The organism is Streptomyces sp. NBC_01341, assembly GCF_035946055.1.
Taxonomy (GTDB): domain Bacteria; phylum Actinomycetota; class Actinomycetes; order Streptomycetales; family Streptomycetaceae; genus Streptomyces.
In genome coordinates this window covers 2710937-2735515 of sequence record NZ_CP108364.1, presented here as the reverse complement: position 1 = coordinate 2735515, position 24579 = coordinate 2710937, and the positions used below count along the sequence as shown (strand labels likewise).

Sequence of the window (24579 nt, the reverse complement as noted above, 5' to 3'; positions counted from 1 at the left end):
AGGACCGTCCGAAAGGGAGGGGACCTGTGTCCACCGAGTGGAGTCTGACGATCGACTGCGCGGACCCGGCAGCGCTCGCGGAGTTCTGGGCGCTGGCCCTCGGCTATGCGCGGAAACCCCCGCCGGCCGGATTCGCGAGCTGGGAGGAGTGGTTCGTGCACCACGACGTCCCGGAGGACGAGTGGAACGACGGCGCGTATCTGTCCGACCCGGACGGCACCGGGCCGAGCCTGTCCTTCATGAAGGTGCCCGAACCGAAGACGGCGAAGAACCGCCTGCACCTCGACGTTCAGGCGGGTGGCGGACGCGAGACCCCGTGGGAGACACGGTGGCCGCGTGTGGCCGAGACGGTCGCGAAGCTGGAGGCCGCCGGCGGGACCGTGCTCCAGGAGTACGAACTGCGGGGGCGTCCGGACCACGTGATGATGGCCGATCCGGAAGGCCACGAGTTCTGCGTGCTCTGAACGGCACGGGGGCCCCGGCCCGGCATGCCGCCGTCATCTTCGGCGGGTACCCCGTGCTCGGCCCGGGCCGGCCGTGTGTGCACCACTGATGCACCGGTGATGAAGGCGGCATCGCCCCGCGCGTCCCGGTTCTTTCGGCTGACCGCCTCCCGCCGCCCGGCCACCGGCATGAGGGCACCATCGCCCGAATGCATAGTTGCATGGTGCAGTAATCTTATGAATGCGCGCACCTGATGCGCTCATAAGTGTGAAACAGAAAGGCGGGCCGAAAGTGCTGCGTAACGGGCTGGAGCCTTGGCACCTGCTGATCGTGGCGATCGTCGTCATAGCGCTGTTCGCCTCGAAGAGGCTTCCGGACACCGCGCGAGCGATGGGACAGTCGCTGCGCATCCTCAAGAGCGAGACCCGGGCCATGAGAGAGGACGGCGCGTCCGGCGCCGCCACCGCTCCCGGCCCGGCCGCATCCGCGGCGCGGTCGGTGACCCCGGACGAGGGCGAGCCCGTTCACGTCCGGACCGTCCGGGAAAGTGCGGCCGACACCGACTGACCGGTGCGGGGTCGTGCGGGCACGGGCCGGAGACCGAGGTCAGTTCAGCAATGCCCTGGCGGCCTGGGCGCGGTGGCGGATGGCCTCGGCCGCCGTCGGCTCGATACCGTCGACGATCTCCGCGTACTCGTCCATCTCAGCCGCCCCGCGCATGAACTCACCCCGCTGCACGAGGAGCTGGGCCCGCTCGTAGCGGAGCCTGGCGGGGTGCGACGGCAGCAGCAGGGAGAGTTCGAGCGCCCACAGCGCCACGTCGGTGCGCTCGGGGCGGGCCGACGCCCAGGCCCGCACGTTGTTCAGGATGCGCAGCACCGTCTCCAGGGGCCTGGCGGGCACCAGCATCGACGGCTCCGGCGCCGCTCCCGTCGCACCGGTCACCAGCAGTTCGGCGTCCTCGCCGCTCAACGGGACGCCACCGGCGAAGGGGTCGGCCAGCACGCGCTCCGCCGGGTCGCCGAAACCGACGACGTAGTGACCCGGGAGGGCGACCCCGTACACGGGTGCGCCGGCCCGCCGCGCGACCTCGATCCAGACCACGGAGAGCAGGATGGGCAGCCCCCTGCGGCGCCTGAGCACCTGCTGGAGCAGCGAGGAGTCGAGCCGCTGGTAGTCCGGGGGCGATCCCGTGAACCCGCAGCGCCCGCCGAGCAGTTCCGCGAGGGAGGACGCCCAGGCGCGGGCGTCACGAGCTCCGTAGGGGAGGAGGCCGGCCAGCCGGTCGAGTTCGATCTGCGCGGCGTCGACGCCGTGCGGATCGCTCTCCCCGGCCGGACCGGGTGCCGTGTACGCCTCCGCCCCCAGCAGCAGGCAGAGCAGGGCGAGGTCCGGGCGCTCGGCGCGCGCCTCCTCGGCGAACCGTCGCCTGCGTTCGGCGCGGCCGGAATCCTGAGCGTTCATGTGCACACGTACCCCTGCTGCTGTCCCCGCTACGCGGGCCGGAAGTGGTGGTAGAGGTGGTGGGTCGCGAAGCCCATGCCGTCGTACAGCGCGCGGGCCCCCTCATTGTCCGCCTCCACCTGCAGCCACGCGGCCGAGGCGCCCTCGTCGAGTGCCGCGCGCGCCAGCGCCGCCATGACGGCCGTCGCCAGACCGCGCCGCCGGTACTCCGGGCCCACCTCGACGGCCATGAAGCCCGCCCAGCGGCCGTCCACCACACACCGGCCGATCGCGGCGGGCACGCCGTCCGCGTCCTCGCCCGGTACGGAGGCGAACCATACCGAGGGCCCGCTCCCCAGCACCTCCAGCACGTGAGGCCCCGGGGTCTCGAAGCGCTGGTAGCGGGAGAGCCACGCGGCGTCCGTCTCCCGGGCCAACCGCACGGCGGAGACGTCCGCGTCCAGGTCGCCCACGGGTGCCAGCGCCGCGATCCGCACCTCGGCCGACACCTCGCGCCGCCACCCGTGGTCCTCCAGATCCGCGCACAGCCGCTCCTGCGTCCCCTCGGCACCCGTGGCGGCCTGGACGTACGCGGGCAGGTCCCGGGCCGCGTACCAGGCCTTCACGCGCTCCAGGGCCTCGCCGAGGGGGAGCCCCGGATCCCCGAGCGGGAGTACGGAGTTGGCGCGGCGGGTGAAGCCGCCCGCCGCGCGCAGCCGCCACGCGCCGAGAGCTTCGCTCTCCACCGGCTGCCAGGCGCGTGCGGTGGCCAGGGCGAGTTCCCCGAAGGAGGCGGCCGGTCCACGGCGGCGGGCCGGGGCCGGGGGCACGATCTTGCCCGCCACCAGAGAAGCTTCCGGAATGCGGACAATCCGGCCGTGCTTCGTCGTGACCGACAGCACGCCGTCATCCCACGATGTGAGAACACCTACCGTATCGGTGAACCTGGCACCCTCGGCGGGGGCTTCGGCGACGCGCCGCACGGACACGCGTTTGCCCACGTCAGCAGGCGTCATGCGAACCTCGAGTTGTCCGCCGATGGTGAATTCCACAGCTCTGTACGCCCCTCCTGTTCGGATCGTGCCCCGGAACGGAGATACTAGGGGCGGGCATCGACGACGCCGCGCTCCCGCGCGAGAGCCAACGCCCTACCGAGGAGGAACGACAGCGTGACCTACGTCATCGCGCAGCCTTGTGTCGACGTGAAGGACAAGGCCTGCATCGAAGAGTGCCCCGTCGACTGCATCTACGAGGGCTCCAGGTCCTTGTACATCCATCCGGACGAGTGCGTCGACTGCGGAGCCTGTGAGCCGGTCTGCCCGGTCGAGGCCATCTTCTACGAGGACGACACCCCGGAGGAGTGGAAGGACTACTACAAGGCGAACGTCGAGTTCTTCGACGACCTCGGCTCCCCGGGTGGCGCCTCCAAGCTGGGCCTCATCGAGCGCGACCACGCGTTCATCGCCGCGCTGCCGCCGCAGAACCAGTAGCGACGGCCGCACGAGCGCCGCCCGGTCCCGTACGGCTCGTCACCGTGCGGGACCGAGGTGTTTTCCGGCAGCCATGCCACGTACCAGAAAGCAGAGTTCCGTGTCCGCAGCAGTCCCCGTCTCCTCCCGCCTCCCGGTGTTCCCCTGGGACAAGCTCGCGCCGTACAAGTCGACGGCCGGCGCCCACCCGGACGGCATCGTGGACCTGTCGGTCGGCACCCCGGTCGACCCGGTGCCCGAGCTGATCCAGGCGGCGCTGACGGCCGCCGCGGACAGCCCCGGCTATCCGACGGTGTGGGGCACCGAGGCGCTGCGTGACGCCCTCACCGGCTGGGCGGGGCGCAGGCTCGGCGCGGTCGGCGTGGCACACGAGAACGTGCTGCCGGTCGTCGGCTCCAAGGAACTGGTCGCCTGGCTCCCGACCCAGCTGGGCCTCGGCGCGGGCGACAAGGTCGCCTACCCGCGGCTCGCCTACCCGACGTACGAGGTCGGCGCGCGGCTCTGCGGCGCCGAGCCCGTCGTCTACGACGACCCGACGGAGCTGGACCCGGAAGGGCTGAAGCTCCTCTGGCTCAACTCCCCCTCCAACCCCACCGGCCGGGTCCTGCCGAAGGACGAGCTGATCCGGATCGTGGCCTGGGCGCGGGAGCACGGGGTGCTGGTCTTCAGCGACGAGTGCTACCTGGAGCTCGGCTGGGAGGCCGAGCCCGTCTCCGTGCTGCACACGGACGTCTGCGGCGGGACGTACGAGGGTGTCGTCGCCGTCCACTCGCTGTCCAAGCGCTCCAACCTCGCCGGGTACCGGGCGGCCTTCGTCGCGGGGGACGCGGGCGTCCTGCACGAGCTGCTCCAGATCCGCAAGCACGGCGGGATGATGACCCCGGCGCCGGTCCAGGCGGCGACGGTCGCGGCGCTCGGCGACGACGAGCACGTGACGCAGCAGCGGGCGCGGTACGCGCGGCGGCGCACGGTCCTGCGGGCGGCGCTGGAGGCCCACGGCTTCCGGATCGAGCACAGCGAGGCCAGCCTCTACCTGTGGGCCACCCGTGACGAGCCGTGCTGGGACACCGTGGCGTACCTCGCCGGACTCGGCATCCTGGTCGCGCCGGGCGACTTCTACGGCCCCGCCGGTGACCACTTCGTGCGGGTGGCGCTGACCGCCTCGGACGAGCGTGTGGACGCGGCGGCCGAGCGGCTCGCCTGACAGCGGGAGAAACGCCGAGGGGCCTCGGGAGTGCGCACTCCCGAGGCCCCTTCGCGCGCCCGTGCGGGGCGCACACCGGCTCATCAGCCGATCGGCAGGCCCTTGGTCGGCAGGCTCTTCGTCGGCAGGGTGTCGCCCGACAGCTCGCCCTCGGCCACGGAGCCGGCCTGCTGCAGGGACTTGCCCGCGGCGGGGAGGGTCGTGCCGACCACCTTGCCGCCGGTGTCGTTCGCGACCTCGGAGCCCTGCTTCGAGGTGGAGTCCAGCGTGCTGCTCAGGCCCGCGCCGTCGAGCGAGGTCAGGCCGCCGAGTGCGGGGGTCTGCGGAAGCCCCGCGGCGCTCGCGGCGCCGGCCGCGCCGACCACGGGTGCCGCCGCGGCGATCAGCAGGGCGGCACGGGCGATCCGGCGGGTCAGGGGGAGGGACATGTTGCTCCTTCGGCGGGACGTCGACGGTTGCCGGCGGATGCGGCATCCGCCTGTCCGGTGATCGGACGCACTGAACAACAGGTCCGGGGGCGGGGAAGGTTGCGGGGCACCGAGGTAAAGACTGCGCAATGCGTCAGATAATCCGCAACGGAGGAACCCGGGCGAACGGTGTATTCGGCCGACCCCTGATGAAGCGTCACTTCTCTTGTGCCGCAAGGGAACCACCCCTTCCGGAGAGGTGGTGGAGGAGACGCCGGCGAACAGGGGCGGGCGGAGGCCGGACGGCCCGTACGGAGGATGGGGCGTACTAGTGAGCGAGCCTCATCCGGACGCTTTCGGAGCCCGAATCCTCACGTTCCGTCCGCCAGCCCGTGTCGGCGGTCCAGATCCGGCCCGCGTACGCGACCTGGTCGATCCGCAGGGTGTCGGCGCGCGCGACCGCCCAGTGGGCGAGCTCCCAGCCGCGCCGGGAGGCCCCGCCGTCCTCGGCCGGCACGGGCACCGAGACCGTGCTCGCGGCGGCGGCGCCCGCGGAGGAGGAGGCGGGGGGCAGCACACCCTTCCCGAAAGCGCGCACCAGATCGGTGCGCACCACGGCCGCGTCGCCCGGCCCCGGGACGGTGGCCGCGGAGGAGGAGCAGGTCAGCGAGGCGGGTTCCCGGCCGGTCAGCGCGGCGGACAGCAGCGCCGCGTCCGGCTCGTGCTTCGCGTACGCCTGCGGGAAGCCGCTCTTCTGCACGCGCTGCGCCGCCACGGTCAGGGGCAGCCGCGAGTAGCCCGGGACGTCGACGAGGTGCTCGTAGAACTTCCCCGACGAGTAGACGGGGTCCATGATTTGCGCCGGCGTGCCCCAGCCCTGCGAAGGGCGCTGCTGGAAGAGCCCGAGGGAGTCCCGGTCGCCGTGATCGATGTTGCGCAGCGCGGACTCCTGCAACGCGGTCGCCAGGGCGATGGTCACGGCGCGCTCCGGCAGGCCGCGCGTGGTGCCCACGGCGGAGACCGTCGCGGCGTTGGCGGCCTGTTCCGGGCTCAGCTCGTAGGTACGTCCCTCGCCGCCGCCCGCCGGGCCGACGGTGCAACGGGGCGATCCCTTGTTGCCGGAGAGGTACTGCAGGGCCATGTAGCAGGCGACGGCGAAGAACACGACGAGAGCCGCCGAGACGCGGTAGAGGCGGCTGCGGCGGCGGCGGGGCGAGGTGGTGGTCGTGGGCACGGGCCCCACCGTACTGGAGAGTACGACCGGGGCCGAGACCCATTCCCTTAGGCTCGTGGCCATGGATGGACACACGCTCGACCTTTCACTCGACGGTCCCGCGCTCACGGCCCTGCTGGTCGACTTCCCGTCGGTCAGCGGGCAGGAGAAGGACCTCGCCGACGCCGTCGAGGCGGCGCTGCGCACCCTTCCGCACCTGACCGTGGACCGCCACGGGAACAACGTCGTGGCGAGGACGCGGCTCGGCCGGGGTGAGCGTGTCGTCCTGGCCGGGCACATCGACACCGTGCCGATCGCGGACAACGTGCCGTCCAGGCTCGACGCCGACGGCGTGCTGTGGGGATGCGGGACCTCCGACATGAAGTCCGGCGTCGCCGTCCAGCTGCGGATCGCGGCGACGGTGCCCGAGCCCAACCGGGACCTCACCTTCATCTTCTACGACAACGAAGAGGTGGCCGCCCACCTCAACGGCCTCGGACACGTGGCCGACGCGCACCCCGACTGGCTCGACGCGGACTTCGCCGTCCTCCTGGAACCCTCCGACGCGCAGGTCGAGGGCGGCTGCCAGGGCACCGTCCGGGTGCACCTGCGCCTCGCCGGGGAGCGCGCCCACTCCGCACGCAGCTGGATGGGGTCCAACGCCATCCACGCCGCCGCGCCGGTACTGGCCAGGCTCGCCGCGTACGAACCGCGCCGCCCGGTCATCGACGGCCTGGAGTACCACGAGGGGCTCAACGCCGTGGGGATCGAGGGCGGCGTCGCCACCAACGTCATCCCCGACTCCTGCACCGTCGTCGTCAACTACCGGTACGCCCCCGACCTCACCCCCGAGCAGGCGGAGGCGCACGTGCGGGAGGTCTTCGAGGACTGCGGCGTCGCGGAGTTCATCGTCGACGACCACTCCGGCGCCGCGATGCCCGGTCTCTCGCACCCCGCCGCCAAGGCCTTCATGGACGCGGTCGGCGGCACGGCCCAGCCCAAGTTCGGCTGGACGGACGTGTCCCGCTTCGGCGCCCTCGGTGTGCCCGCGGTCAATTACGGCCCCGGCGACGCGCTGTTCGCGCACAAGCGCGACGAGCACGTGGCGGTCGACCGGATCACCCACTGCGAGGAGCGCCTGCGCGCCTGGCTCACCGGCTGACCCACGGCATTCCCCTGCGCGTAACCTCCGCCGATCTACGCTGAAGCGACACACGCACATCGCAGGTCGGCGGAGGGAGCAGGTCATGGGCAACCCGGAGGACGCACGGATCCCCGAGGGCGCGCAGATTCCCGAGGGTGCGGTGAAGCCCGAGGAACAGCGGACGGGTCCTGTGCTGCGACGCAGGGAGCAGGTTCAGCCCGGCACGACCGACCAGCGACTGCTGGACTCGGAGGGCGACTCCGAATGGGTGCACACCGACCCCTGGCGGGTCATGCGCATCCAGTCGGAGTTCGTGGAAGGCTTCGGCGCGCTGGCCGAACTCCCCAGTGCCATCAGTGTATTCGGCTCCGCCCGCACCCCGGCGGGCAGTCCGGACTACGAGGCGGGCGTGCAGATCGGCAAGGCGCTGGTCGAGGCCGGATTCGCGGTCATCACGGGCGGCGGACCCGGGGCGATGGAGGCGGCGAACAAGGGGGCGCGGGACGCGAAGGGCGTCTCCGTGGGCCTCGGCATCGAGCTGCCGTTCGAGTCCGGGCTCAATCCGCACGTCGACATCGGCGTCAACTTCCGCTACTTCTTCGTCCGCAAGACGATGTTCGTGAAGTACGCCCAGGGCTTCGTCGTCCTGCCCGGCGGCCTCGGCACGCTGGACGAACTCTTCGAGGCGCTGACCCTGGTCCAGACGGGCAAGGTGACGCGCTTCCCGATCGTCCTGTTCGGCTCGGCCTACTGGGGCGGTCTCGTCGACTGGCTGCGGGACACGGTCGTCGCCGGCGGGAAGGCGTCGGAGCGGGACCTGATGCTGTTCCACATCACGGACGACGTGGACGAGGCGGTCAGGCTGGTGACCAAGGAAGTGGGCCGCTAGGGCCTCTCGTTCGGATCATGCTGGGCTCGCGTGTCCTGGCACCGCGCCTCGGGGCGTCGTCGGCGGTCGGCAAGGCTCCGCGTCGACTCCCTCCTCCGCCGTGCGACGCACGGCACCCGACCCCGCTCCCTGATCCAGCCTGGTCCAAACGAAAGACCCCAGGGCCCTTCGCGCGTACGGGGGAGTGGCGCCGTCCCCGTACGCGCGGGTGCCGGCGGGGGCGGGAGGCGGCCTGCGGGGGTCCGCTACGCCAGCCCCCGCCGTGCGACCGCCGGGGGCCGGTGGCCCGCGATGGACGCCACCATGTCCAGGACCTGCCGCGTCTCGGCGACCTCGTGCACCCGGTACACCTGCGCCCCCAGCCACGCCGACACGGCCGTCGTCGCGAGTGTGCCGATCACCCGTTCCTTCACCGGTCTGTCGAGCGTCTCCCCGACGAAGTCCTTGTTGGACAGCGAGACCAGCACCGGCCAGCCGGTGGCTGTCATCTCGTCCAGCCGGCGCGTCGCCTCCAGGGAGTGCCGCGTGTTCTTCCCGAAGTCGTGCCCCGGGTCGATCATGATCCCGTCCGGCCTGACCCCGAGCCCGACGGCCCGCTCCGCGAGACCCACGGTCACCCGCAGGATGTCCGCCATCACGTCGTCGTACGCGACCCGGTGCGGCCGGGTACGGGGCTCGGCGCCACCGGCGTGGGTGCACACGAGCCCCGCGCCGTGGCGCGCGGCGACCTCCGCCAGCTTCGGGTCCACACCGCCCCACGCGTCGTTCAGCACGTCGGCCCCGGCCTCGCAGACCGCCTCGCCCACGTCGTGCCGCCAGGTGTCCACGCTGATCACGACGTCGGGGTGGCGGCGGCGCACCTCGGCGACGAACCCGACCGTGCGGCGCGCCTCCTCCTGAGCGGTGACCTCCTCGCCGGGCCCGGCCTTCACCCCGCCGATGTCGATGATCGCGGCGCCCTCCGCGACGGCCTGCTCGACCCGGGACAGCGCGGGTTCGTCCCGGAACGTCGCGCCCTGGTCGTAGAAGGAGTCGGGAGTCCGGTTCACGATGGCCATGATCACCGGTTCGTGCGGCCCGAATTCCCGCCGCCCGAGCCTGAGCGCCCCGCTTCGCATGCCTGGTTCCTTCCTGTAGCCCGCCTGCGACCTTAGGCCCTCTTGCGATCACGCGGCGTCCCGGTGCCGGGTGCGCCGGATGCGTACCGTCCCTGGCGGAAAGCCCTGACTGTCGGTGGCACGTGGCACGATCTGACCCGGACAGCTATTCCGCTCCCGGGGAGATGCACGTGTTCTGGTTCTTGCTCGTCACGATGGCCGTGGTCGTGGCCGCGGTCACCCTCGCGGTGGTCGGTGGAGGCGGAAGCGCGGTACTGCAGGACGTCGAGCCGGAACGGCTCACGGACCCGCTGCCCGCGAACCGCCCGGTCGGCCGCGCCGATGTCGAGGCCATGCGGCTGCCCATGGCGGTGCGGGGCTACCGAATGACGGACGTGGACGAGGCCCTCGGCCGGTTGGGGGCCGAGCTCGCGGAGCGCGACGCGCACATCGCGGAGCTGGAGTCGGCACTGGCCGGGGCGCAGGCCACGGCGGTCACGGGGCCCGACCTGTTCAAGCATCCGGGCGAACCGCTCACCGGCGGGAACGGGAAGGGCGGCCCGCAGGACGAGGAGGACGGGCGTTGAGCGGCGCGGAGCCGGCGGCGGACGGCCGTCCGCGCTGCCCGTGGGGCCTGTCCACGGACGACTACCTCGCCTACCACGACACCGAGTGGGGCCGCCCCGTCCACGGCGACGACGCCCTGTTCGAGCGGCTCTGCCTGGAGGCCTTCCAGTCGGGGCTGTCGTGGCTGACGATCCTGCGCCGCCGCGAAGGGTTCCGCAGCGCGTTCGCCGGCTTCAGCATCCCCGCGGTCGCGAAGTTCACCGACGCCGACAGGGAACGGCTCCTCGGCGACGCCGGGATCATCCGCAACCGGGCGAAGATCGACGCCACCCTCGCCAACGCCGAGGTGCTGGCGGGCTGGAGCCCGGGGGAGCTGGACGCCCTCATCTGGTCGTACGCCCCCGATCCGGCCTCCCGGCCCGCCCCGCGCACCCTCGGTGACGTCCCGGCGGTCACCCCGGAGTCCACCGCGCTGGCCAAGGAGCTGAAGAAGCGGTCCATCCGCTTCGTCGGTCCCACGACGGCGTACGCGCTGATGCAGGCCTGCGGTCTGGTCGACGACCACCTCGCCGACTGTGTGGCCCGGGGCGGCCGATAGGCCGATAGCCGTCCTACCTGCCCAGGTACTTCGGCGGCTGCTTGGCGAGGAACGCCTCGACCGCGATCGTGTGGTCCTGCGACGCGCCCGCCCTCGTCTGGAGTTCGTCCTCCTTCTCCAGCGTCTCGGAGAGGGAGTGCGCCGCGCCGTACGCCATCGACGCCTTCAGCGCCGCGTAGGCCACCGTCGGGCCGTCCGCGAGGGCGCGGGCCACCGCCAGCGCCTCCTTCGCCAGGTCGGCGGCGGGCACCAGCTTGTTGGCGATGCCCAGCTCGTGGGCGTCCTGCGCGGAGATCGAACGCGGGAACAGGAGCAGGTCGGCGGCGCGGCTCGCGCCGATCAGCCGGGGCAGCGTCCAGGAGACCCCGGAGTCCGCGGTCAGCGCCACGCCCGCGAAGGACGTGTTGAAGGAGGCGGTGTCGGCGACCACGCGGTAGTCGGCGGCGAGCGCGAAGCCGAAGCCGGCCCCCGCGGCGACCCCGTTGACCCCCGCCACCACGGGCTTCGGCATCTCGGTCAGGGCGCGCACGATGGGGTTGTAGTGCTCCCGCACGGTGCTGAGCGCGTTGCCGCCGCCCGACGCGCGCGCGTCGGAGAGCTTGGCGACGTGTTCCTTGAGGTCCTGGCCGACGCAGAAGGCGCGCCCGGTCGCGGTGAGCAGAACAGCCCGTACGGCAGGGTCGTCCGCGACCGCCCGGAGTGCGTCCCGGAGCGCGACCTTCGCGGCGGTGTTCATGGCGTTCATCGCGTCGGGGCGGTTGATCGTGATCGTCGCGAGCCCGTCGCTCACGTCCGTGAGCACGGCGTCAGCCATGGTGTCGGCCATTCCTTGATCCCCTTACGGCTCCGGCGTCGTGCCTGTCCAGGCACTGTCGAGGCAAGCATGGCGGACTTCGGGCGGGCGGGACATGTGACCTGCGTCTAACGATTGGACTTCGACCGGAGGTCGCAGGTGGCGCAGTATCGCAGCTGGATCGCCGAATTAGGTGGTTATGGGAAAGCGCGTTGCGCAAGCGATGCCGACCGATGTTGGTCATCGGGGTCCCTGATGCGGGATAATGCGAAGGAAGCATTGTGTTCGACGCCGGTGAGGCAGCGCCTGTCATGGAGCCGCCGGCTGCGATGAGCTGGTTTCAGGAAGGGGAACGAGCATGGCGGCCATGAAGCCGCGGACGGGCGACGGCCCGCTCGAGGTGACAAAGGAGGGGCGGGGCATCGTCATGCGCGTTCCGCTCGAAGGCGGCGGTCGGCTTGTCGTCGAGCTGACTCCGGACGAGGCCGATGCACTCGGTGACGCCCTGAAGAAGGTCGTCGGCTGAGGCGGAGCGCCCACACTTCACCACTGCCCCGGCACGGACTCCGTGCCGGGGCAGTGGTGCGTCCTGGGTGGTGCGGGGACGCGGCGGCCGGCCGGGACGGTGCCGGGACGTCGCCCGCGCCGGGGAGCCACGTATGGAAGGTGTGGCGCGCCGCCGCGCCCGGAACGGCCTGCGGCGGACGGTCAGCCGCGGCGCACCGCGCACAGCAGCCCGTCGCCCACCGGCAGAAGCGTGGCCATGAGCTCCTGGCTCTCCCGCACCGCCCGCAGGAGTTCCCGCAGCCGGAGCACCTCGGCCGGCTGCGCGGCGGAGTCGATCGTGCGGCCGTCCGCGAAGACGCCCTCGAAGCAGACCAGACCGCCCGGCCGGAGCAGGCGCAACGATTCAGCGAGGCAGTCCAGGCTCTCGAGCCGGTCGCCGTCGCAGAAGACGAGGTCGTATCCGCCGTCGGCGAGCCGCGGCAGTACGTCGAGGGCGCGGCCGGGGATGAAGCGGGCCCGGTTCGTGGCGAAGCCTGCCGCCCGGAATGCCTCGCGGGCGAACTGCTGGCGCTCCGGCTCCGGGTCGACGGTGGTCAGTACACCGTCCGGGCGCATGCCCTGCAGCAGATATATGCCCGACACGCCCGTCCCGGTGCCGATCTCGGCCACCGCCTTGGCGTCCGCCGTGGCGGCGAGCAGGCGCAACGCTGCGCCGGTGCCTGACGACACCGGGCGGAGCCCCGTCTCGTGGGCCCGGTCCCGGGCCCAGAGCAGAGCTTCTTCCTCGGCGACAAAGGCGTCGGCGAATGCCCAGCTCGTCTGCCGGTTGGCGGTAATGACCCTCTCCTGTCCCCGTAGTTGGCGCAACGGTGACTGTATCCGCTGCACCCGGGAACCCGCAGATGGGACCGGGCGTTATGAGGGGGTGGAGGAGAACAGCTGGACCGGGCCCCGTGGCGCGGCCCGGAATGTGCCTCTTGCCCCCGGTGGCACCGGGGCACGAGCAGGTAAAAAGGCTTATCCGGAGCTAACGGGCGAGGTGGCTATGGTAGGGGCTCCGCTGGACACCACCAGAGCCGATAGGGGAGGTGCGGCTGCGCCTGCGGATCGGGGAGGAGCGCTGCGGCGCTTTCTCAGGTCGGCGGGTGAGCCGAAATCCGTGACCAACACCGCTGACCGTTCTTCCGACGATTCCGCACCGACCGCGACCTTCGCATCAGATGCGGATTCTCAGGCGTGGACCCCGCCCTCATGGGAAGAGATCGTCAGCACGCACAGCGGCCGCGTGTACCGACTCGCCTACCGGCTGACGGGTAACCAGCACGACGCCGAGGACCTCACCCAGGAAGTCTTCGTCCGCGTCTTCCGGTCGCTGTCGACCTATACGCCCGGCACCTTCGAGGGCTGGCTGCACAGGATCACGACGAATCTCTTCCTGGACATGGTCCGCAGAAAGCAGCGGATCCGTTTCGACTCACTCGGTGACGACGCGGCTGAGCGGCTGCCCAGCCGTGAGCCGTCTCCGCAGCAGGTCTTCAACGACACGCACTTCGACGCGGACGTGCAGCAGGCGCTGGACACCCTTGCGCCGGAGTTCCGCGCCGCGGTCGTGCTGTGCGACATCGAGGGCCTCTCGTACGAGGAGATCGCCGCGACGCTCGGCGTCAAGCTCGGCACCGTGCGCAGCCGCATCCACCGCGGCCGCTCGCATCTGCGCAAGGCGCTCCGCCACCGTTCGCCCGAGGCGCGTGCCGAGCAGCGTTCCCTGGCGGACGCCGTGCTGGCGGGGGAGGGGGGATCGGCGTGAACGGCACAGGTGCGACCCCCGCGGAGCAGCATCTGGGGGACCGGCTCGCCGCGCTCGTCGACGGCGAGCTCAAACACGACGCCCGGGAGCGGGTCCTGGCCCATCTGGCGACCTGCGCCAGGTGCAAGGCCGAGGCCGACGCCCAGCGGCGACTGAAGAGCGCCTTCGCGTCCTCCGCCGCGCCCTCGCCCTCCGAGGGGTTCCTCGCCCGGCTCCAAGGACTTCCCGCGGGCCCCGGTGACGGCGCCGGCGGCGGCCGGCGCTTCGGCGAGGGGATCCTCCCCGTCATGCAGCCGGGCGGTCCGGCGGATTCGGGGCGCACCCCCCTGGGAGACCTCGGGTATCTGCCCACGGTCCACGGCTCGACCGCCGTGCTGCCGGGCGGCCCTTCCGGTGCGGGCTTCCGTATCCACGCCGTGGGCCGGGACGCCGACCGTTCCCCCTGGCGCGGCAGGCGCTTCGCCTTCGCGGCGGCCAGCGCCGTCTCGCTCGCGGCCATCGCGCTCGGTGGCGCGCTCCCCCTCGACTACTCGCCCGAGGCGCCGTTGAGCGCCGAGGAGGCGGGTACCGGCACGACCCCGTTGATCGCCGAGGAGCGGACCGGCAGCACACGTGCCGCCGGCCGCGGCGGGGCGCTCGCCGTCGCGGACGGCCGGGGCCCCCTGCCCTCCGCCTCGCCGTCCTCGTCCGCCAGGCCCCTGCTCGCCTCCGCACCCGCGTTGCTGAACACGTCCGCGTTCGCCGGCGGCACCGCCGCCTTCCCGGTGCTCAACGTCTCGGTCCCGCCGCTGATACGGCCGACGGACGCAGGCCCGCTGTACTCGGCGGCGCTCGGCCCGGGCACCGACCCGATGCTGCCCGCACCTTCCGCGACGGTCTCCGCTCCGCTGCCGGCCGACCGCGCCACCGCGCTTTCCCCGCTGCGCTGACCAGGGGCCTGCGCGCGGATTCGCAAACCTGGTTGAATTCCGGGTGAGACGCCCCTGTGAGGCGTGCGAGGGCCAGTTGCGGGGAGAGCATGGACGACGGCAGGCCCAGCGGGCCGAAGACGAAGTGGTGGAGCCGGCCCTCGACAGACCGGCCCGGCCAGGCAGGTCCGGAGGACGCGGCAGCCGTCGCCGGCACGCCGAGGAGTGCCACCGGACACGACGCGACCGCGCCGACACCCCCCGAGCGTTCGGCGCCCGGGGCCGCCGAACCCGAGGACTACACACCCGCACCCCCCCTTTCGCCGGCGGACCGGGCCGGCCACGCGTCCGTGCCGTCGGCCGAGGACCGTGCGGAGGACCACACACCCGCACCGCTGTCCGGCGCACGCGTCGCTCAGGGCACCGCCGCACCCGATCCCGAGGGGTACGGGCCCACGCCGCCGGCCGCTCACCGGGCACCCGCGGCTCAGGCGCCCGTACCGGCGCCGGAGGGCCGCACGTCCGAACCGCCGCTCGCACAGCCGCCCGTCGAGCCCCCCGCCCCGGGGCCGTTCGCCCCGGCGGCCCGCGCGCAGCCGTTGCACGCACCCGACGAGTACAGCACCCCGCCGTACGGCGGTCCCGGGCCGTGGGCCCCCGCGCCGCCTGTGCAGCGCCCTGTGCCGACCCCGGCCCACGGGACCCCCGTACCCCCGCCGTACGCGGGGAACGCGGCCCACGGGACGGCCGCGGCAGCGCCCGGACCCGCGGAGGGCTACGCGCCGCCGCCCCCGCCGAGCACCGTGCCGCAGCAGCCCGGCGCCCCGCAGCCTCCGCAGGGTCCGCCGACCTCGCAGTGGATGCGCTACGACCCGTGGGGCGCCCCCCAGCAGCCGCTGAGCCACCCCGGCCCCGTGGCTGACACCCGGCGCCCGCGCGGCGGCCGCCGCGGGTCCCTGCTCGTGGGTGCCGCGCTGCTCGCCCTGGTAGCCGGAGGGATAGGCGGCGGGATCGGCGCCTACGTCGAGCGCAACGGTGGCCTGACCACCGTCGAACTCCAGCAGGCCGACCGGGACAACGGCGGCCGGGCGCCCGACAGCGTCGCGGGCATCGCCGCCAGCGCGCTGCCCAGCGTGGTCACCCTCCATGTCAACGGCTCCGCGGAGTCCGGCACCGGGACCGGTTTCGTCCTCGACGACAAGGGCCACATCCTCACCAACAACCACGTCGTCGCCCCGGCAGGCTCGACCGGCGACATCACCGTCACCTTCAGCGGGGGCGAGACCGCGCCCGCCGAGATCGTCGGCAAGGACAGCGGTTACGACCTGGCCGTCGTCAAGGTCTCCGGCGTCTCGGGACTCAAGCCGCTGCCCCTCGGGAACTCCGACAACGTGCAGGTCGGCGATCCCGTCGTGGCCATCGGCGCCCCGTTCGACCTCTCCAACACGGTGACGTCCGGAATCATCAGCGCGAAGCAGCGGCCCATCACCGCCGGCGGGGAGAAGGGCGACGGCACGGACGTCAGCTACGTCGACGCCCTGCAGACCGACGCCCCGATCAACCCGGGCAACTCCGGCGGACCGCTGGTCGACACCGAGGCCAGGGTGATCGGCATCAACAGCGCCATCCGCGCCGCCGACAGCGCCGCGGGCGCCGAGGGCGGTCAGTCCGGCTCCATCGGTCTCGGCTTCGCGATACCGATCAACCAGGGCAAGCGGGTCGCGGAGGAGCTGATCAACACCGGCAAGGCCACCCACCCGGTGATCGGCGTCACGCTGGACATGGAGTTCGCCGGGGACGGGGCCAAGGTCGGCGGAAAGGCGGACAACGGCGGCCCGGCCGTGACCGAGGCGGGACCCGCCGACAAGGCGGGCATCCGGGCGGGCGACGTCATCACCGAGGTCGAGGGTCAGCGCGTGCACAGCGGCGAGGAACTGATCGTCAAGATCCGTGCCCACAGGCCCGGCGACGAGCTCGGCCTCCGGCTGAAGCGTGGTGGTAAAGACCTGTCCATGACTTTGACGCTGGGTTCGGCAAGCGGCACCTGACGGCCACCCGCAGGTACCGCGTCGGCAGCTTCGCCGGGTACCGTGGAGCGGTCCGGGCCCCGGTGACCTGGCGGGGGAGAACTCGCAGAGAACACGAGGAGCATCAAGGTGTTCAATGACATAGGCGCACTCGAGCTGCTGACGCTCGTGGTTCTCGCCGTGCTCGTATTCGGCCCGGAGAAGCTGCCGAAGGTCATCCAGGACGTCACGCGCACCATCCGCAAGATCCGGGAGTTCTCGGACAGCGCGAAGGAAGACATCCGCTCGGAGCTCGGCCCGCAGTTCAAGGACTTCGAGTTCGAGGACCTCAACCCCAAGACGTTCGTCCGCAAGCAGCTCATGGACGGCGGCAACGACGACCTGGGGCTCAAGGAGATCCGGGAGAGCTTCGACCTGCGCAAGGAGCTGGCGGAGGTCACCGACGCGGTGAACGGCCGTGAGACCGCGTCGGCCGCCGGCACCGCCACGGCCGCCGCAGCGGGCGCGGCGAGCGCGCCCGATCTGCTCAAGAAGCCCGCGCAGCCCGCCAAGGACGAGCGCCCGCCCTTCGACGCAGACGCCACCTGAGACCCGTCAATCCCGACTCGTCCGGACGGTATGGCTATCCTCCATCTGTCCGGTTGCGAGGTTGCCCATGCCCACGGGGGGAGGGCCGCTCCGGATCAGTGAAAGATCGAGGAGGCGGCCGGACAGATGGAGACGACGAGTCGGGTAGGGGCGGACGATGCGCCCAGCGCAGTCACCGCAGAGGGGGTGCCGGCGACCCGGCGTACTGTCGACGGCTATCTCAAGGCGCCGTTCCCCTGGTACGGACTGGACGGGGCCTTCACCGGGCCGCGCTGGCTGATGCACGTCACGGCAGCCGCGGACGACACGGTGCAGCACGGTTCCACCGGGCATGGCGAGGAGCCCGTCGTGCGGGCCGACGCCGGGGCTGAGAAGGCGCGCTTCGCGGTGGTCGTGACCGTGGGCAACAACCCCGTCAGGGACAGCGACGACGGTACGGGAGTGCTGGACGCCACGACGGTCTCGTCGGCCGCGTGGCTGGCGGGTTCGGGCCTGCTGGGCTGCACGTGGCCGCCGCAGATGGACCACACGTTGCGTGGCGAATGGCTGAATCAGCAGACGGAGACCGCGTTCGAGCTCGCGGACGACCTTGACGGGGAGCCGTGGTCGAGGCTGTCGCTCCCGGTGGACGGGGTGCCGGTGGAGTTCCACTACCGGGAGTCCGAGTTCGGCTGGGTGCTCGCGGGATCGGCGCCCGACGGGGTCCACATCGGCGCCTACGGCCGTGGCATGAGCGCCTACGGCCTGGGATTCGCGGTGATCGGCGACATCGCCTCCTACGAGGGCTGAGCGACGCGCACACGGGTGGGGGCCGCCTCTGTCAGGAGGCGGCCCCCACCCGTGTGACCGCTCAGAACTTGTTGCGCGGTGTGAGACCCAACGACATGCCCGAGAGGCCGCGCTGACGGCCGCTCAGCCTGCCGGCGATGGAACGCAGCGCGGAGCCCGCCGGGGAGTCCGGGTCGGACAGGACGACCGGCTTGCCCTCGTCGCCGCCCTCCCGCAGCCGTACGTCGATCGGGATGGACCCGAGGACCGGCACCTCGGCACCGACCGTCCTGGTCAGCCCGTCAGCGACCCGCTGGCCCCCGCCCGAACCGAAGACGTCGACGATCTCGTCGCAGTGCGGGCAGGGCATGCCCGACATGTTCTCGACGACACCGACGATCTTCTGGTGGGTCTGCACGGCGATGGAGCCGGCCCGCTCGGCGACCTCCGCGGCGGCCTGCTGCGGGGTCGTGACGACCAGGATCTCGGCGTTGGGCACCAGCTGGGCCACGGAGATCGCGATGTCACCGGTGCCCGGCGGGAGGTCGAGCAGGAGGACGTCCAGGTCGCCCCAGTACACGTCCGCGAGGAACTGCTGCAGTGCGCGGTGCAGCATCGGGCCGCGCCACACCACGGGAGCGTTGCCCGGGGTGAACATCCCGATCGAGATCACCTTCACGCCGTGCGCGGACGGGGGCATGATCATGTTCTCGACCTGGGTGGGCTTGCCGTCCGCGCCGAGCATCCGCGGCACGCTGTGCCCGTAGATGTCCGCGTCCACGACGCCGACCTTGAGACCGTCGGCGGCCATCGCCGCCGCGAGGTTCACCGTCACCGAGGACTTGCCCACGCCTCCCTTGCCGGAGGCGACCGCGTAGACCCGGGTCAGCGAGCCGGGCTTGGCGAAGGGCACCTCGCGCTCCGCCGTCCCGCCGCGCAGCGCCGCGGCGAGCTCCTTGCGCTGTTCGTCGCTCATCACGTCGAGCGTGACCTCGACCCGCGACACGCCCTCGACACGGGCGACCGCGTCGGTGACGTTCTGGGTGATCGTCTCGCGCATCGGGCAGCCGGAGACCGTGAGGTACACGGTGACAGCGACCACACCGTCAGGATCGATCGCGACTGATTTCACCATGCCGAGTTCGGTGATCGGTCGGTGGATCTCCGGGTCGTTCACTGTCGCCAGTGCTTCGCGCACCGCGTCTTCCGTAGCCATACGGACGATGGTACGGCGCCGGGGGCTACGCGCGGGTAGCTCTTCAGCGGTCGCCTTCGTCACTCTCGCCCTGCGAGAGCAGCCGGCGCTCCTCCATGTCCTTCACCATGGCCTCCAGTTCCGACCGGATCCAGTCACGCGTGGCGACCTCGCCGAGGCCCATGCGGAGCGCGGCGATCTCCCGGCTGAGGAACTCGGTGTCCGCGATCGACCGCTCGTTCTGCTTGCGGTCCTGTTCGTGGGTGACCCGGTCGCGGTCGTCCTGGCGGTTCTGGGCGAGCAGGATCAGCGGTGCGGCGTAGGAGGCCTGGAGGGACAGCATCAGCGTGAGGAAGATGAACGGGTACTCGTCGAAGCGCACTGCCTCGGGCGCGAAGATGTTCCACACCACCCACAGGATGATGATCAGCGTCATCCAGACGATGAACCGCCCGGTGCCCAGGAAGCGGGCGATCCGCTCCGAGAACCGGCCGAACGCCTCGGGGTCGTACTCGGGCAGCAGCCGGCGCCGCGGGGCCTTCGGCTGGTCGAGCCGGGGCCGCGGAGGGCGCACGATGCCCGAGGCACCCGCCTGTGCCGTCCGCGTACGGTCCTCAGCCGCCACCCGCGATCTCCTCCTCACCCTGGAAGTCCGTCTCGCGCCAGTCCTCCGGGAGCAGGTGGTCGAGCACGTCGTCGACGGTCACCGCGCCCAGCAGCGAACCGCTCTCGTCGACCACGGGCACCGAGACGAGGTTGTACGCGGCCAGATAACTGGTCACCTCGGGCAGCGGGGTGAGCGGCGTCAGCGGGACGAGGTCGCTGTCCACGATGGAGCTGACCAGGGTGTACGGGGGATCCCGCAGCAGCCGCTGGAAGTGCACGGTGCCCAGGTACCTGCCGGTGGGCGTCTCGTCGGGCGACCGGCAGACGTAGACCTGGGCGGCCAGCGCGGGGGAGAGGTCCTGCTGGCGGACCCTGGCCAGCGCGTCCGCGACCGTGGCGTCGGGCCGCAGGATGATGGGCTCGGTCGTCATCAGACCGCCCGCCGTCCGCTCCTCGTAGGACAGCAGCCGCCGTACGTCGGCCGCGTCGTCGGGGCGCATCAGGGCCAGCAGGCGCTCCTTGTCGGCCTCCGGCAGCTCCGAGAGCAGGTCGGCCGCGTCGTCGGGGTCCATCGCCTCCAGGACGTCCGCCGCGCGGTCCTCCTCGAGCTTTCCGATGATCTCCACCTGGTCGTCCTCGGGGAGCTCCTCCAGGACGTCGGCGAGCCGGTCGTCGTCCAGGGCGGCGGCGACCTCGGCCCGGCGCTTCGGCGTCAAGTGGTGCATGGCGTTGGCGACATCGGTGGGGCGCAGCCGCTCGAAGGTCGCCACCAGGCTCTCCGCGCCCTGCCCGTGCTCCTCCAGCGAGAAGCCCTCGACGGCCGACCACTCCACGGTCAGGGTCTCGCCCTTGCGCCGCAGCGCTCCGCCGCGTCCCTTGCGGACGAAGAACTTGTCGATCTCCCAGTCGCGGCGTGCGGGGAGCTGCTGGATGGCGACGTCGAGGACGGTCACCTCCTCGTCCGTCTCCACGAGGCGGACCCGCCGGTCGAGGAACTCGCCCAGGACCAGTCGCTCGGTCGGGCGCTGCTCGAATCGCCTCATGTTGACGACACCGGTGGTGATGACCTGGCCGGACTCGACGCCCGTGACCCGGGTCATGGGCAGGAAGATCCGCCGGCGGCTCACGACCTCGACGACCATGCCCAGCAGACGCGGCGGCTTGCCGCCGACCCGGAGCATCGCCACCAGATCGCGGACGCGGCCGACCTGATCGCCGTTGGGGTCGAACACCGGTACACCGGACAGATGTGAGACGAAAACCCTGGGAGCGCCTGCCGCCATACTGTGCGCCTCCCTCGGTCCCCGCGTCCTCCTGGCCGTGATCAGGCTAGCCCGTCCCGGTGCGCGGTGCCCTGGCGGACCGTCCGTACGGAGCTCTGCCGAATGGCGTACGCGGCACGGGTACGCTGCCGTCTGCCACCCCCGACACACAGACGAGAGGCAGTGCGCCTGTGACCTCTTCCGCCCCGGCCGTCCGGGCCCGCCGCCGGACCGCTCTCGCCGTGGTGCTCTGCGCGGGTCTGACCGCCGCACTGACGGCCTGTGCCGGTGAGGATCCGGACAAGGGGACCAACGGTGTGGGCAAACTGACGGCCGCGCAGATCGACAAGAAGGCGCGCGCAGCGGCGGACGCCGCCGACGCGGTGCGGCTGACCGGCAAGCTCGTCAGCAAGGGCGGCACCTACAGCCTGAACATGCAGCTCAGCGGCGAGGGCGGCATGGGATCGGTGACCTCGAAGCACAACACCTTCGCCCTGCTGCGGATCGGTGACGCGCTCTTCCTCAAGGCCGACAGGGGCTTCTGGAGCGACGAGAAGGGCGACGACGGCAGCGACCGGGCAGCCGACAAGCTCGACGGCAAGTACGTGAAGGTGCCGGAGAACGACCCGGCCTACCGGCAACTGCGCGGCTTCACGGAGAAGAAGACGCTGCTCGGCGGGATGCTGGCACTGCACGGAAAGATCAACAAGGGCGACCGGGGCACCGTGGGCGGGGTGCGGACCGTGCAGATCCTGGGTGGAAAGGGCGAGGGGGGAGCCCTCGACGTCTCGCTCCGGGGCACCCCGTATCCCCTGCGCGTGGCCCGTGGCGGTGGCGGCGGCACGGTCACCCTCGCCGACTGGGGCACCGCTTTCGAGCTGGAGCCCCCGTCCGAGGACGACACCGTCGACTACGGCGGCGAGCTGCCCAGGTCCTCCGGCTGAGCGGGGCGTTCAGCGCCTCCCGCGGCGCTTCAGCAGGAGCCGGGGGAGCGCCGCGGGCGCCGTACGCCCGGTGGTCGCACCGGACGGCAGGGGTGGCGCGGCCAGCGAGCCGTCCGGAAGGTTCGTGCTGGATGCGCCGGGAACCAGGCGCACCACCCGGCACTCTCGTGCCCAGCGCTCGGTCAGCCGCTCGGCGTCCGGGGCGTTCAGCCGCTTGCCCTTGAGCTCGCCGACGGCCACCTCCCACTCCTCGGAGTGCGGTTCCAGCACGGTGACGGCAGCCGTCCAGGCCACCAGCCTGCCGCCCTTGTCCTTGCTGCGTACGGTCACCTCGGCGGTGGTGCCGGCGTCGAGCCCGGCGGGCAGCGGCTGCTCGTCCGGACCGTCACCGACGAGTACCGCCGCACCCTCGTGCCAGACGTGCCACACCGCCTGGGCGGGACCCGTGCCCCGCAGCCAGATCAGGCCGGACTTCTTGGTGGCCTCCTCGACGAGGGCCCGGGCCGACAACGCCTCAGCAGCAGTCATGCCCGCACTCTATTAGAGCCAGCCGTTGCGCTTGAGGGTGCGGTGGATGGAGAAACAGACTACGCCGATCAGCGCGAGGACGATCGGATAGCCGTATGTCCACTGCAGTTCGGGCATGTGCTTGAAGTTCATTCCGTACACGCCGCAGATCATCGTCGGCACGGCGATGATGGCCGCCCAGGACGTGATCTTGCGCATGTCCTCGTTCTGCGTGACGGTCGCCTGCGCCAGGTTGGCCTGGAGGATCGAGTTGAGCAGTTCGTCGAAGCCGATGACCTCCTCGTGCACCCGGGCCAGGTGGTCGGCGACGTCCCGGAAGTACTTCTGGATGTCCGGGTCGATCAGCCGCATCGGCCGCTCGCTCAGGAGCTGCATCGGCCGCAGCAGCGGCGACACGGCGCGCTTGAACTCCAGCACCTCGCGCTTCAGCTGGTAGATCCGGCCGGCGTCCGATCCGCGCGCGGTCCCCTTCGCCGGGGTGGAGAACACGTCGATCTCCACCTCGTCGATGTCGTCCTGCACGGAGGCGGCCACGGCGATGTAGCCGTCCACGACGTGGTCGGCGATGGAGTGCAGCACGGACGAGGGGCCCTTGGAGAGCAGCTCCGGATCCTCCTGGAGGCGGTGGCGCAGTGCGCGCAGCGAGCCCTGACCGCCGTGCCGGACGGTGATGACGAAGTCCCGACCGGTGAAGCACATCACCTCCCCTGTCTCGACGACCTCGCTGGTCGCGGTCAGTTCGGCGTGCTCGACGTAGTGGATCGTCTTGAAGACGGTGAACAGCGTGTCGTCGTAGCGCTCCAGCTTGGGCCGCTGGTGGGCGTGGACGGCGTCCTCCACGGCGAGCGGGTGAAGCCCGAACTCCCTTGCGATACCGGAGAACTCCTCGTCGGTCGGCTCGTGCAGGCCGATCCAGGCGAAGCCGCCGTCCTCCCTGACCCGCAGCATGGCCTCACGCGGCGTCAGACCGGAGGCGTCGGTCACCCGGCGTCCGTCCCGGTAGACCGCGCAGTCGACGACCGCGCTGGAGGCGGACGGGTCACGGGTGGCGTCGTAGCTGTTGTACGGGGTGTTGCTCTTGCGCAGGGACGGGCGCACGGCTGCGCGCAGGTCACGGATCATCGACATGGCTGGCTCCTCTTCACGGAGGGCCGTCGGCGGGGGCGTGGAACAGCCCGGAATGGGGACGTGCGCTCACGTCCGCAAAGCGGGCGGCACCGCGCGTGCGCGATGACGGCGTTCGCTACAGACAGGCAAAAACGAAGGGCTCTTCCGTCGCGCGAACTGCCGTGGTGACGTCCGGGAGGAGCGTCAGATCACAGAGGAAGGCGTTGTGCGGAAGAGCTGTCGGTACTGCGAGGTCGACTTGGATCCACCGCAGCCCCACCTCCTCCGGCCGGTCCCCCGTGGGGGATCACGTGTTGTCAGGACTGAGAGCGCGCTTCTGCGTGCTGTCCCTACCGACGGCCCAGGTTATCAGTCCGGACCAGGGCCAATCCCTTCCTTTGCCCGTTCCAGACGCGTTCTATGCTCGCGGCATGGGAGAAATTCTTGATCTGGTCGAGGCCCGGCTCCGTACGGCGCTCGGGGAGCCGGACGCGCGCGCCGAGGTGACGTTCCTCGGTACGGACCGCATCGAGGTGCTCCGCTTCCTCGACGGCGACGTGGTGCGCTACGCCACCCTGGGCATGTCCGACCGGCCGATGGCCGACCCGACCTCGCCCCTCGCCGACCCCGTGAAGGGCCCGCGCGCCGAACTGGTCCTGTCCGTACGGGCCGGGATCGCCGACACCGACCAGGTCCTCCGGCCGCTCGCCGTGCTGGCCGCCTCCCCGCAGGTCGAGGGGCTGATCGTGGCGCCGGGCGCCTCGCTCGACCTCGGACAGCCGCTGTGGCCCGCCGCGCCGTTCACCTCCGTCCTGGTCGCCGAACCGGGCGGCCTGGTCGAGGACCTGGAACTGGACGCCCCCATGGAGCCGGTGCGATTCCTGCCTCTGCTGCCGATGACGCACAACGAGGCGGCCTGGAAGCGGGTCAGGGGCGCGCAGGAGCTCCAGGAGCGATGGCTGTCGCAGGGGACCGACCTGCGGGACCCGCTGCGCACGTCCGTACCGCTGGACTGACCCGGGGGGTTGCCTCGCGCCCGGAAC

Annotated in this window: 28 protein-coding genes; 16 read left to right on the top strand and 12 right to left on the bottom strand. The window is 71.7% G+C overall.

Going from position 1 to position 24579, the window contains the following annotated elements; translation table 11 throughout:
* Positions 1 to 26: 26 nt before the first annotated feature.
* On the top strand, positions 27 to 464 hold the full coding sequence (locus OG206_RS11680; protein ID WP_327115035.1) for a VOC family protein: 438 nt from the start codon (positions 27 to 29) through the stop codon (positions 462 to 464).
* Between the two features lie 271 nt (positions 465 to 735).
* Positions 736 to 1011 (top strand): Sec-independent protein translocase subunit TatA, encoded by a 276-nt coding sequence (gene tatA, locus OG206_RS11675; RefSeq protein ID WP_327115033.1) that lies wholly within the window; start codon positions 736 to 738, stop codon positions 1009 to 1011.
* A 39-nt stretch (positions 1012 to 1050) separates the two neighbouring features.
* Here the strand turns inward: tatA and OG206_RS11670 are convergent, their stop codons facing one another.
* Entirely contained in the window at positions 1051 to 1908 is an 858-nt protein-coding gene (locus OG206_RS11670; protein ID WP_327115031.1) for a transglutaminase-like domain-containing protein, read from the bottom strand.
* A gap of 29 nt (positions 1909 to 1937) precedes the next feature.
* Complete coding sequence (locus OG206_RS11665; protein WP_327115029.1) at positions 1938 to 2939, bottom strand: GNAT family N-acetyltransferase; 1002 nt, start codon at positions 2937 to 2939, stop codon at positions 1938 to 1940.
* Positions 2940 to 3056: 117 nt separating this feature from the next.
* Here OG206_RS11665 and fdxA point away from each other — a divergent pair, with 117 nt between their 5' ends.
* Together fdxA and dapC are read left to right on the top strand one after the other, a co-directional pair.
* Entirely contained in the window at positions 3057 to 3377 is a 321-nt protein-coding gene (gene fdxA, locus OG206_RS11660) for a ferredoxin (RefSeq protein ID WP_014154250.1), read from the top strand.
* Positions 3378 to 3477: 100 nt separating this feature from the next.
* A complete protein-coding gene (gene dapC, locus OG206_RS11655; protein WP_442805835.1) occupies positions 3478 to 4581 on the top strand; it encodes a succinyldiaminopimelate transaminase in 1104 nt (367 codons plus the stop codon).
* 83 nt (positions 4582 to 4664) lie between these two features.
* Here the strand turns inward: dapC and OG206_RS11650 are convergent, their stop codons facing one another.
* Positions 4665 to 5009, bottom strand: a complete 345-nt coding sequence (locus tag OG206_RS11650; protein ID WP_327115026.1) for an ATP-binding protein — start codon at positions 5007 to 5009, stop codon at positions 4665 to 4667.
* A 307-nt stretch (positions 5010 to 5316) separates the two neighbouring features.
* Positions 5317 to 6222 carry a hypothetical protein gene (locus tag OG206_RS11645; protein ID WP_442805834.1) on the bottom strand — a complete coding sequence of 302 codons (906 nt, stop codon included), beginning with the start codon at positions 6220 to 6222 and terminating at the stop codon, positions 5317 to 5319.
* Between the two features lie 61 nt (positions 6223 to 6283).
* Between OG206_RS11645 and dapE the strand changes: the two genes are divergently transcribed.
* Positions 6284 to 7363 (top strand): succinyl-diaminopimelate desuccinylase, encoded by a 1080-nt coding sequence (dapE, locus tag OG206_RS11640; protein ID WP_327115025.1) that lies wholly within the window; start codon positions 6284 to 6286, stop codon positions 7361 to 7363.
* Positions 7364 to 7448: 85 nt separating this feature from the next.
* Complete coding sequence (locus OG206_RS11635; RefSeq protein WP_327115023.1) at positions 7449 to 8234, top strand: TIGR00730 family Rossman fold protein; 786 nt, start codon at positions 7449 to 7451, stop codon at positions 8232 to 8234.
* Between the two features lie 245 nt (positions 8235 to 8479).
* Here OG206_RS11635 and folP read toward each other — a convergent pair whose 3' ends face one another.
* Positions 8480 to 9352 carry a dihydropteroate synthase gene (gene folP / locus OG206_RS11630; RefSeq protein WP_327115021.1) on the bottom strand — a complete coding sequence of 291 codons (873 nt, stop codon included), beginning with the start codon at positions 9350 to 9352 and terminating at the stop codon, positions 8480 to 8482.
* A gap of 164 nt (positions 9353 to 9516) precedes the next feature.
* Between folP and OG206_RS11625 the strand changes: the two genes are divergently transcribed.
* Entirely contained in the window at positions 9517 to 9918 is a 402-nt protein-coding gene (locus OG206_RS11625) for a DivIVA domain-containing protein (RefSeq protein WP_327122242.1), read from the top strand.
* On the top strand, positions 9915 to 10496 hold the full coding sequence (locus tag OG206_RS11620; RefSeq protein ID WP_327115019.1) for a DNA-3-methyladenine glycosylase I: 582 nt from the start codon (positions 9915 to 9917) through the stop codon (positions 10494 to 10496). The genes OG206_RS11625 and OG206_RS11620 overlap by 4 nt, the downstream gene beginning before the upstream one ends.
* Positions 10497 to 10509: 13 nt before the next feature.
* Here the strand turns inward: OG206_RS11620 and OG206_RS11615 are convergent, their stop codons facing one another.
* Positions 10510 to 11322 (bottom strand): enoyl-CoA hydratase/isomerase family protein, encoded by an 813-nt coding sequence (locus tag OG206_RS11615; RefSeq protein ID WP_327115017.1) that lies wholly within the window; start codon positions 11320 to 11322, stop codon positions 10510 to 10512.
* Positions 11323 to 11647: 325 nt separating this feature from the next.
* Between OG206_RS11615 and OG206_RS11610 the strand changes: the two genes are divergently transcribed.
* A complete protein-coding gene (locus OG206_RS11610; protein WP_003966491.1) occupies positions 11648 to 11815 on the top strand; it encodes a DUF3117 domain-containing protein in 168 nt (55 codons plus the stop codon).
* A 182-nt stretch (positions 11816 to 11997) separates the two neighbouring features.
* Here OG206_RS11610 and OG206_RS11605 read toward each other — a convergent pair whose 3' ends face one another.
* Positions 11998 to 12663, bottom strand: a complete 666-nt coding sequence (locus tag OG206_RS11605; RefSeq protein ID WP_099174635.1) for an O-methyltransferase — start codon at positions 12661 to 12663, stop codon at positions 11998 to 12000.
* A gap of 178 nt (positions 12664 to 12841) precedes the next feature.
* Here OG206_RS11605 and sigE point away from each other — a divergent pair, with 178 nt between their 5' ends.
* From sigE to OG206_RS11580, 5 genes are all read left to right on the top strand, one after another.
* On the top strand, positions 12842 to 13603 hold the full coding sequence (gene sigE, locus OG206_RS11600; protein ID WP_327115014.1) for an RNA polymerase sigma factor SigE: 762 nt from the start codon (positions 12842 to 12844) through the stop codon (positions 13601 to 13603).
* The gene (locus OG206_RS11595) at positions 13600 to 14532 is read left to right on the top strand and encodes a zf-HC2 domain-containing protein (protein ID WP_327115012.1); all 933 of its coding nucleotides are present in this window, start codon (positions 13600 to 13602) and stop codon (positions 14530 to 14532) included. Before sigE ends, OG206_RS11595 begins: the two co-directional genes overlap by 4 nt.
* Positions 14533 to 14621: 89 nt before the next feature.
* On the top strand, positions 14622 to 16559 hold the full coding sequence (locus OG206_RS11590) for a trypsin-like peptidase domain-containing protein (RefSeq protein ID WP_327115010.1): 1938 nt from the start codon (positions 14622 to 14624) through the stop codon (positions 16557 to 16559).
* Between the two features lie 108 nt (positions 16560 to 16667).
* Entirely contained in the window at positions 16668 to 17126 is a 459-nt protein-coding gene (locus tag OG206_RS11585; RefSeq protein ID WP_327115008.1) for a sec-independent translocase, read from the top strand.
* A gap of 126 nt (positions 17127 to 17252) precedes the next feature.
* Positions 17253 to 17915: a hypothetical protein gene (locus OG206_RS11580; protein ID WP_327115006.1), complete on the top strand. Its 663-nt coding sequence runs from the start codon at positions 17253 to 17255 to the stop codon at positions 17913 to 17915.
* A 61-nt stretch (positions 17916 to 17976) separates the two neighbouring features.
* Here OG206_RS11580 and OG206_RS11575 read toward each other — a convergent pair whose 3' ends face one another.
* Genes OG206_RS11575 through OG206_RS11565 form a run of 3 tightly spaced genes read right to left on the bottom strand, consistent with a single transcriptional unit; the run spans position 17977 to position 20978 of the window.
* The gene (locus OG206_RS11575; protein WP_327115004.1) at positions 17977 to 19110 is read right to left on the bottom strand and encodes an Mrp/NBP35 family ATP-binding protein; all 1134 of its coding nucleotides are present in this window, start codon (positions 19108 to 19110) and stop codon (positions 17977 to 17979) included.
* Between the two features lie 43 nt (positions 19111 to 19153).
* The gene (locus OG206_RS11570; RefSeq protein WP_327115002.1) at positions 19154 to 19714 is read right to left on the bottom strand and encodes a DUF1003 domain-containing protein; all 561 of its coding nucleotides are present in this window, start codon (positions 19712 to 19714) and stop codon (positions 19154 to 19156) included.
* Complete coding sequence (locus OG206_RS11565) at positions 19704 to 20978, bottom strand: magnesium transporter MgtE N-terminal domain-containing protein (protein ID WP_327115000.1); 1275 nt, start codon at positions 20976 to 20978, stop codon at positions 19704 to 19706. The genes OG206_RS11570 and OG206_RS11565 overlap by 11 nt, the downstream gene beginning before the upstream one ends.
* Before the next feature lie 170 nt (positions 20979 to 21148).
* Between OG206_RS11565 and OG206_RS11560 the strand changes: the two genes are divergently transcribed.
* Positions 21149 to 21901 (top strand): hypothetical protein, encoded by a 753-nt coding sequence (locus OG206_RS11560; protein WP_327114999.1) that lies wholly within the window; start codon positions 21149 to 21151, stop codon positions 21899 to 21901.
* A 9-nt stretch (positions 21902 to 21910) separates the two neighbouring features.
* Here OG206_RS11560 and OG206_RS11555 read toward each other — a convergent pair whose 3' ends face one another.
* Positions 21911 to 22429 carry a hypothetical protein gene (locus OG206_RS11555; protein ID WP_327114997.1) on the bottom strand — a complete coding sequence of 173 codons (519 nt, stop codon included), beginning with the start codon at positions 22427 to 22429 and terminating at the stop codon, positions 21911 to 21913.
* Positions 22430 to 22441: 12 nt separating this feature from the next.
* Positions 22442 to 23557: a magnesium and cobalt transport protein CorA gene (locus tag OG206_RS11550; protein WP_327114995.1), complete on the bottom strand. Its 1116-nt coding sequence runs from the start codon at positions 23555 to 23557 to the stop codon at positions 22442 to 22444.
* Positions 23558 to 23967: 410 nt separating this feature from the next.
* Between OG206_RS11550 and OG206_RS11545 the strand changes: the two genes are divergently transcribed.
* Entirely contained in the window at positions 23968 to 24552 is a 585-nt protein-coding gene (locus OG206_RS11545) for a suppressor of fused domain protein (protein ID WP_327114993.1), read from the top strand.
* Positions 24553 to 24579 lie beyond the last annotated feature (27 nt).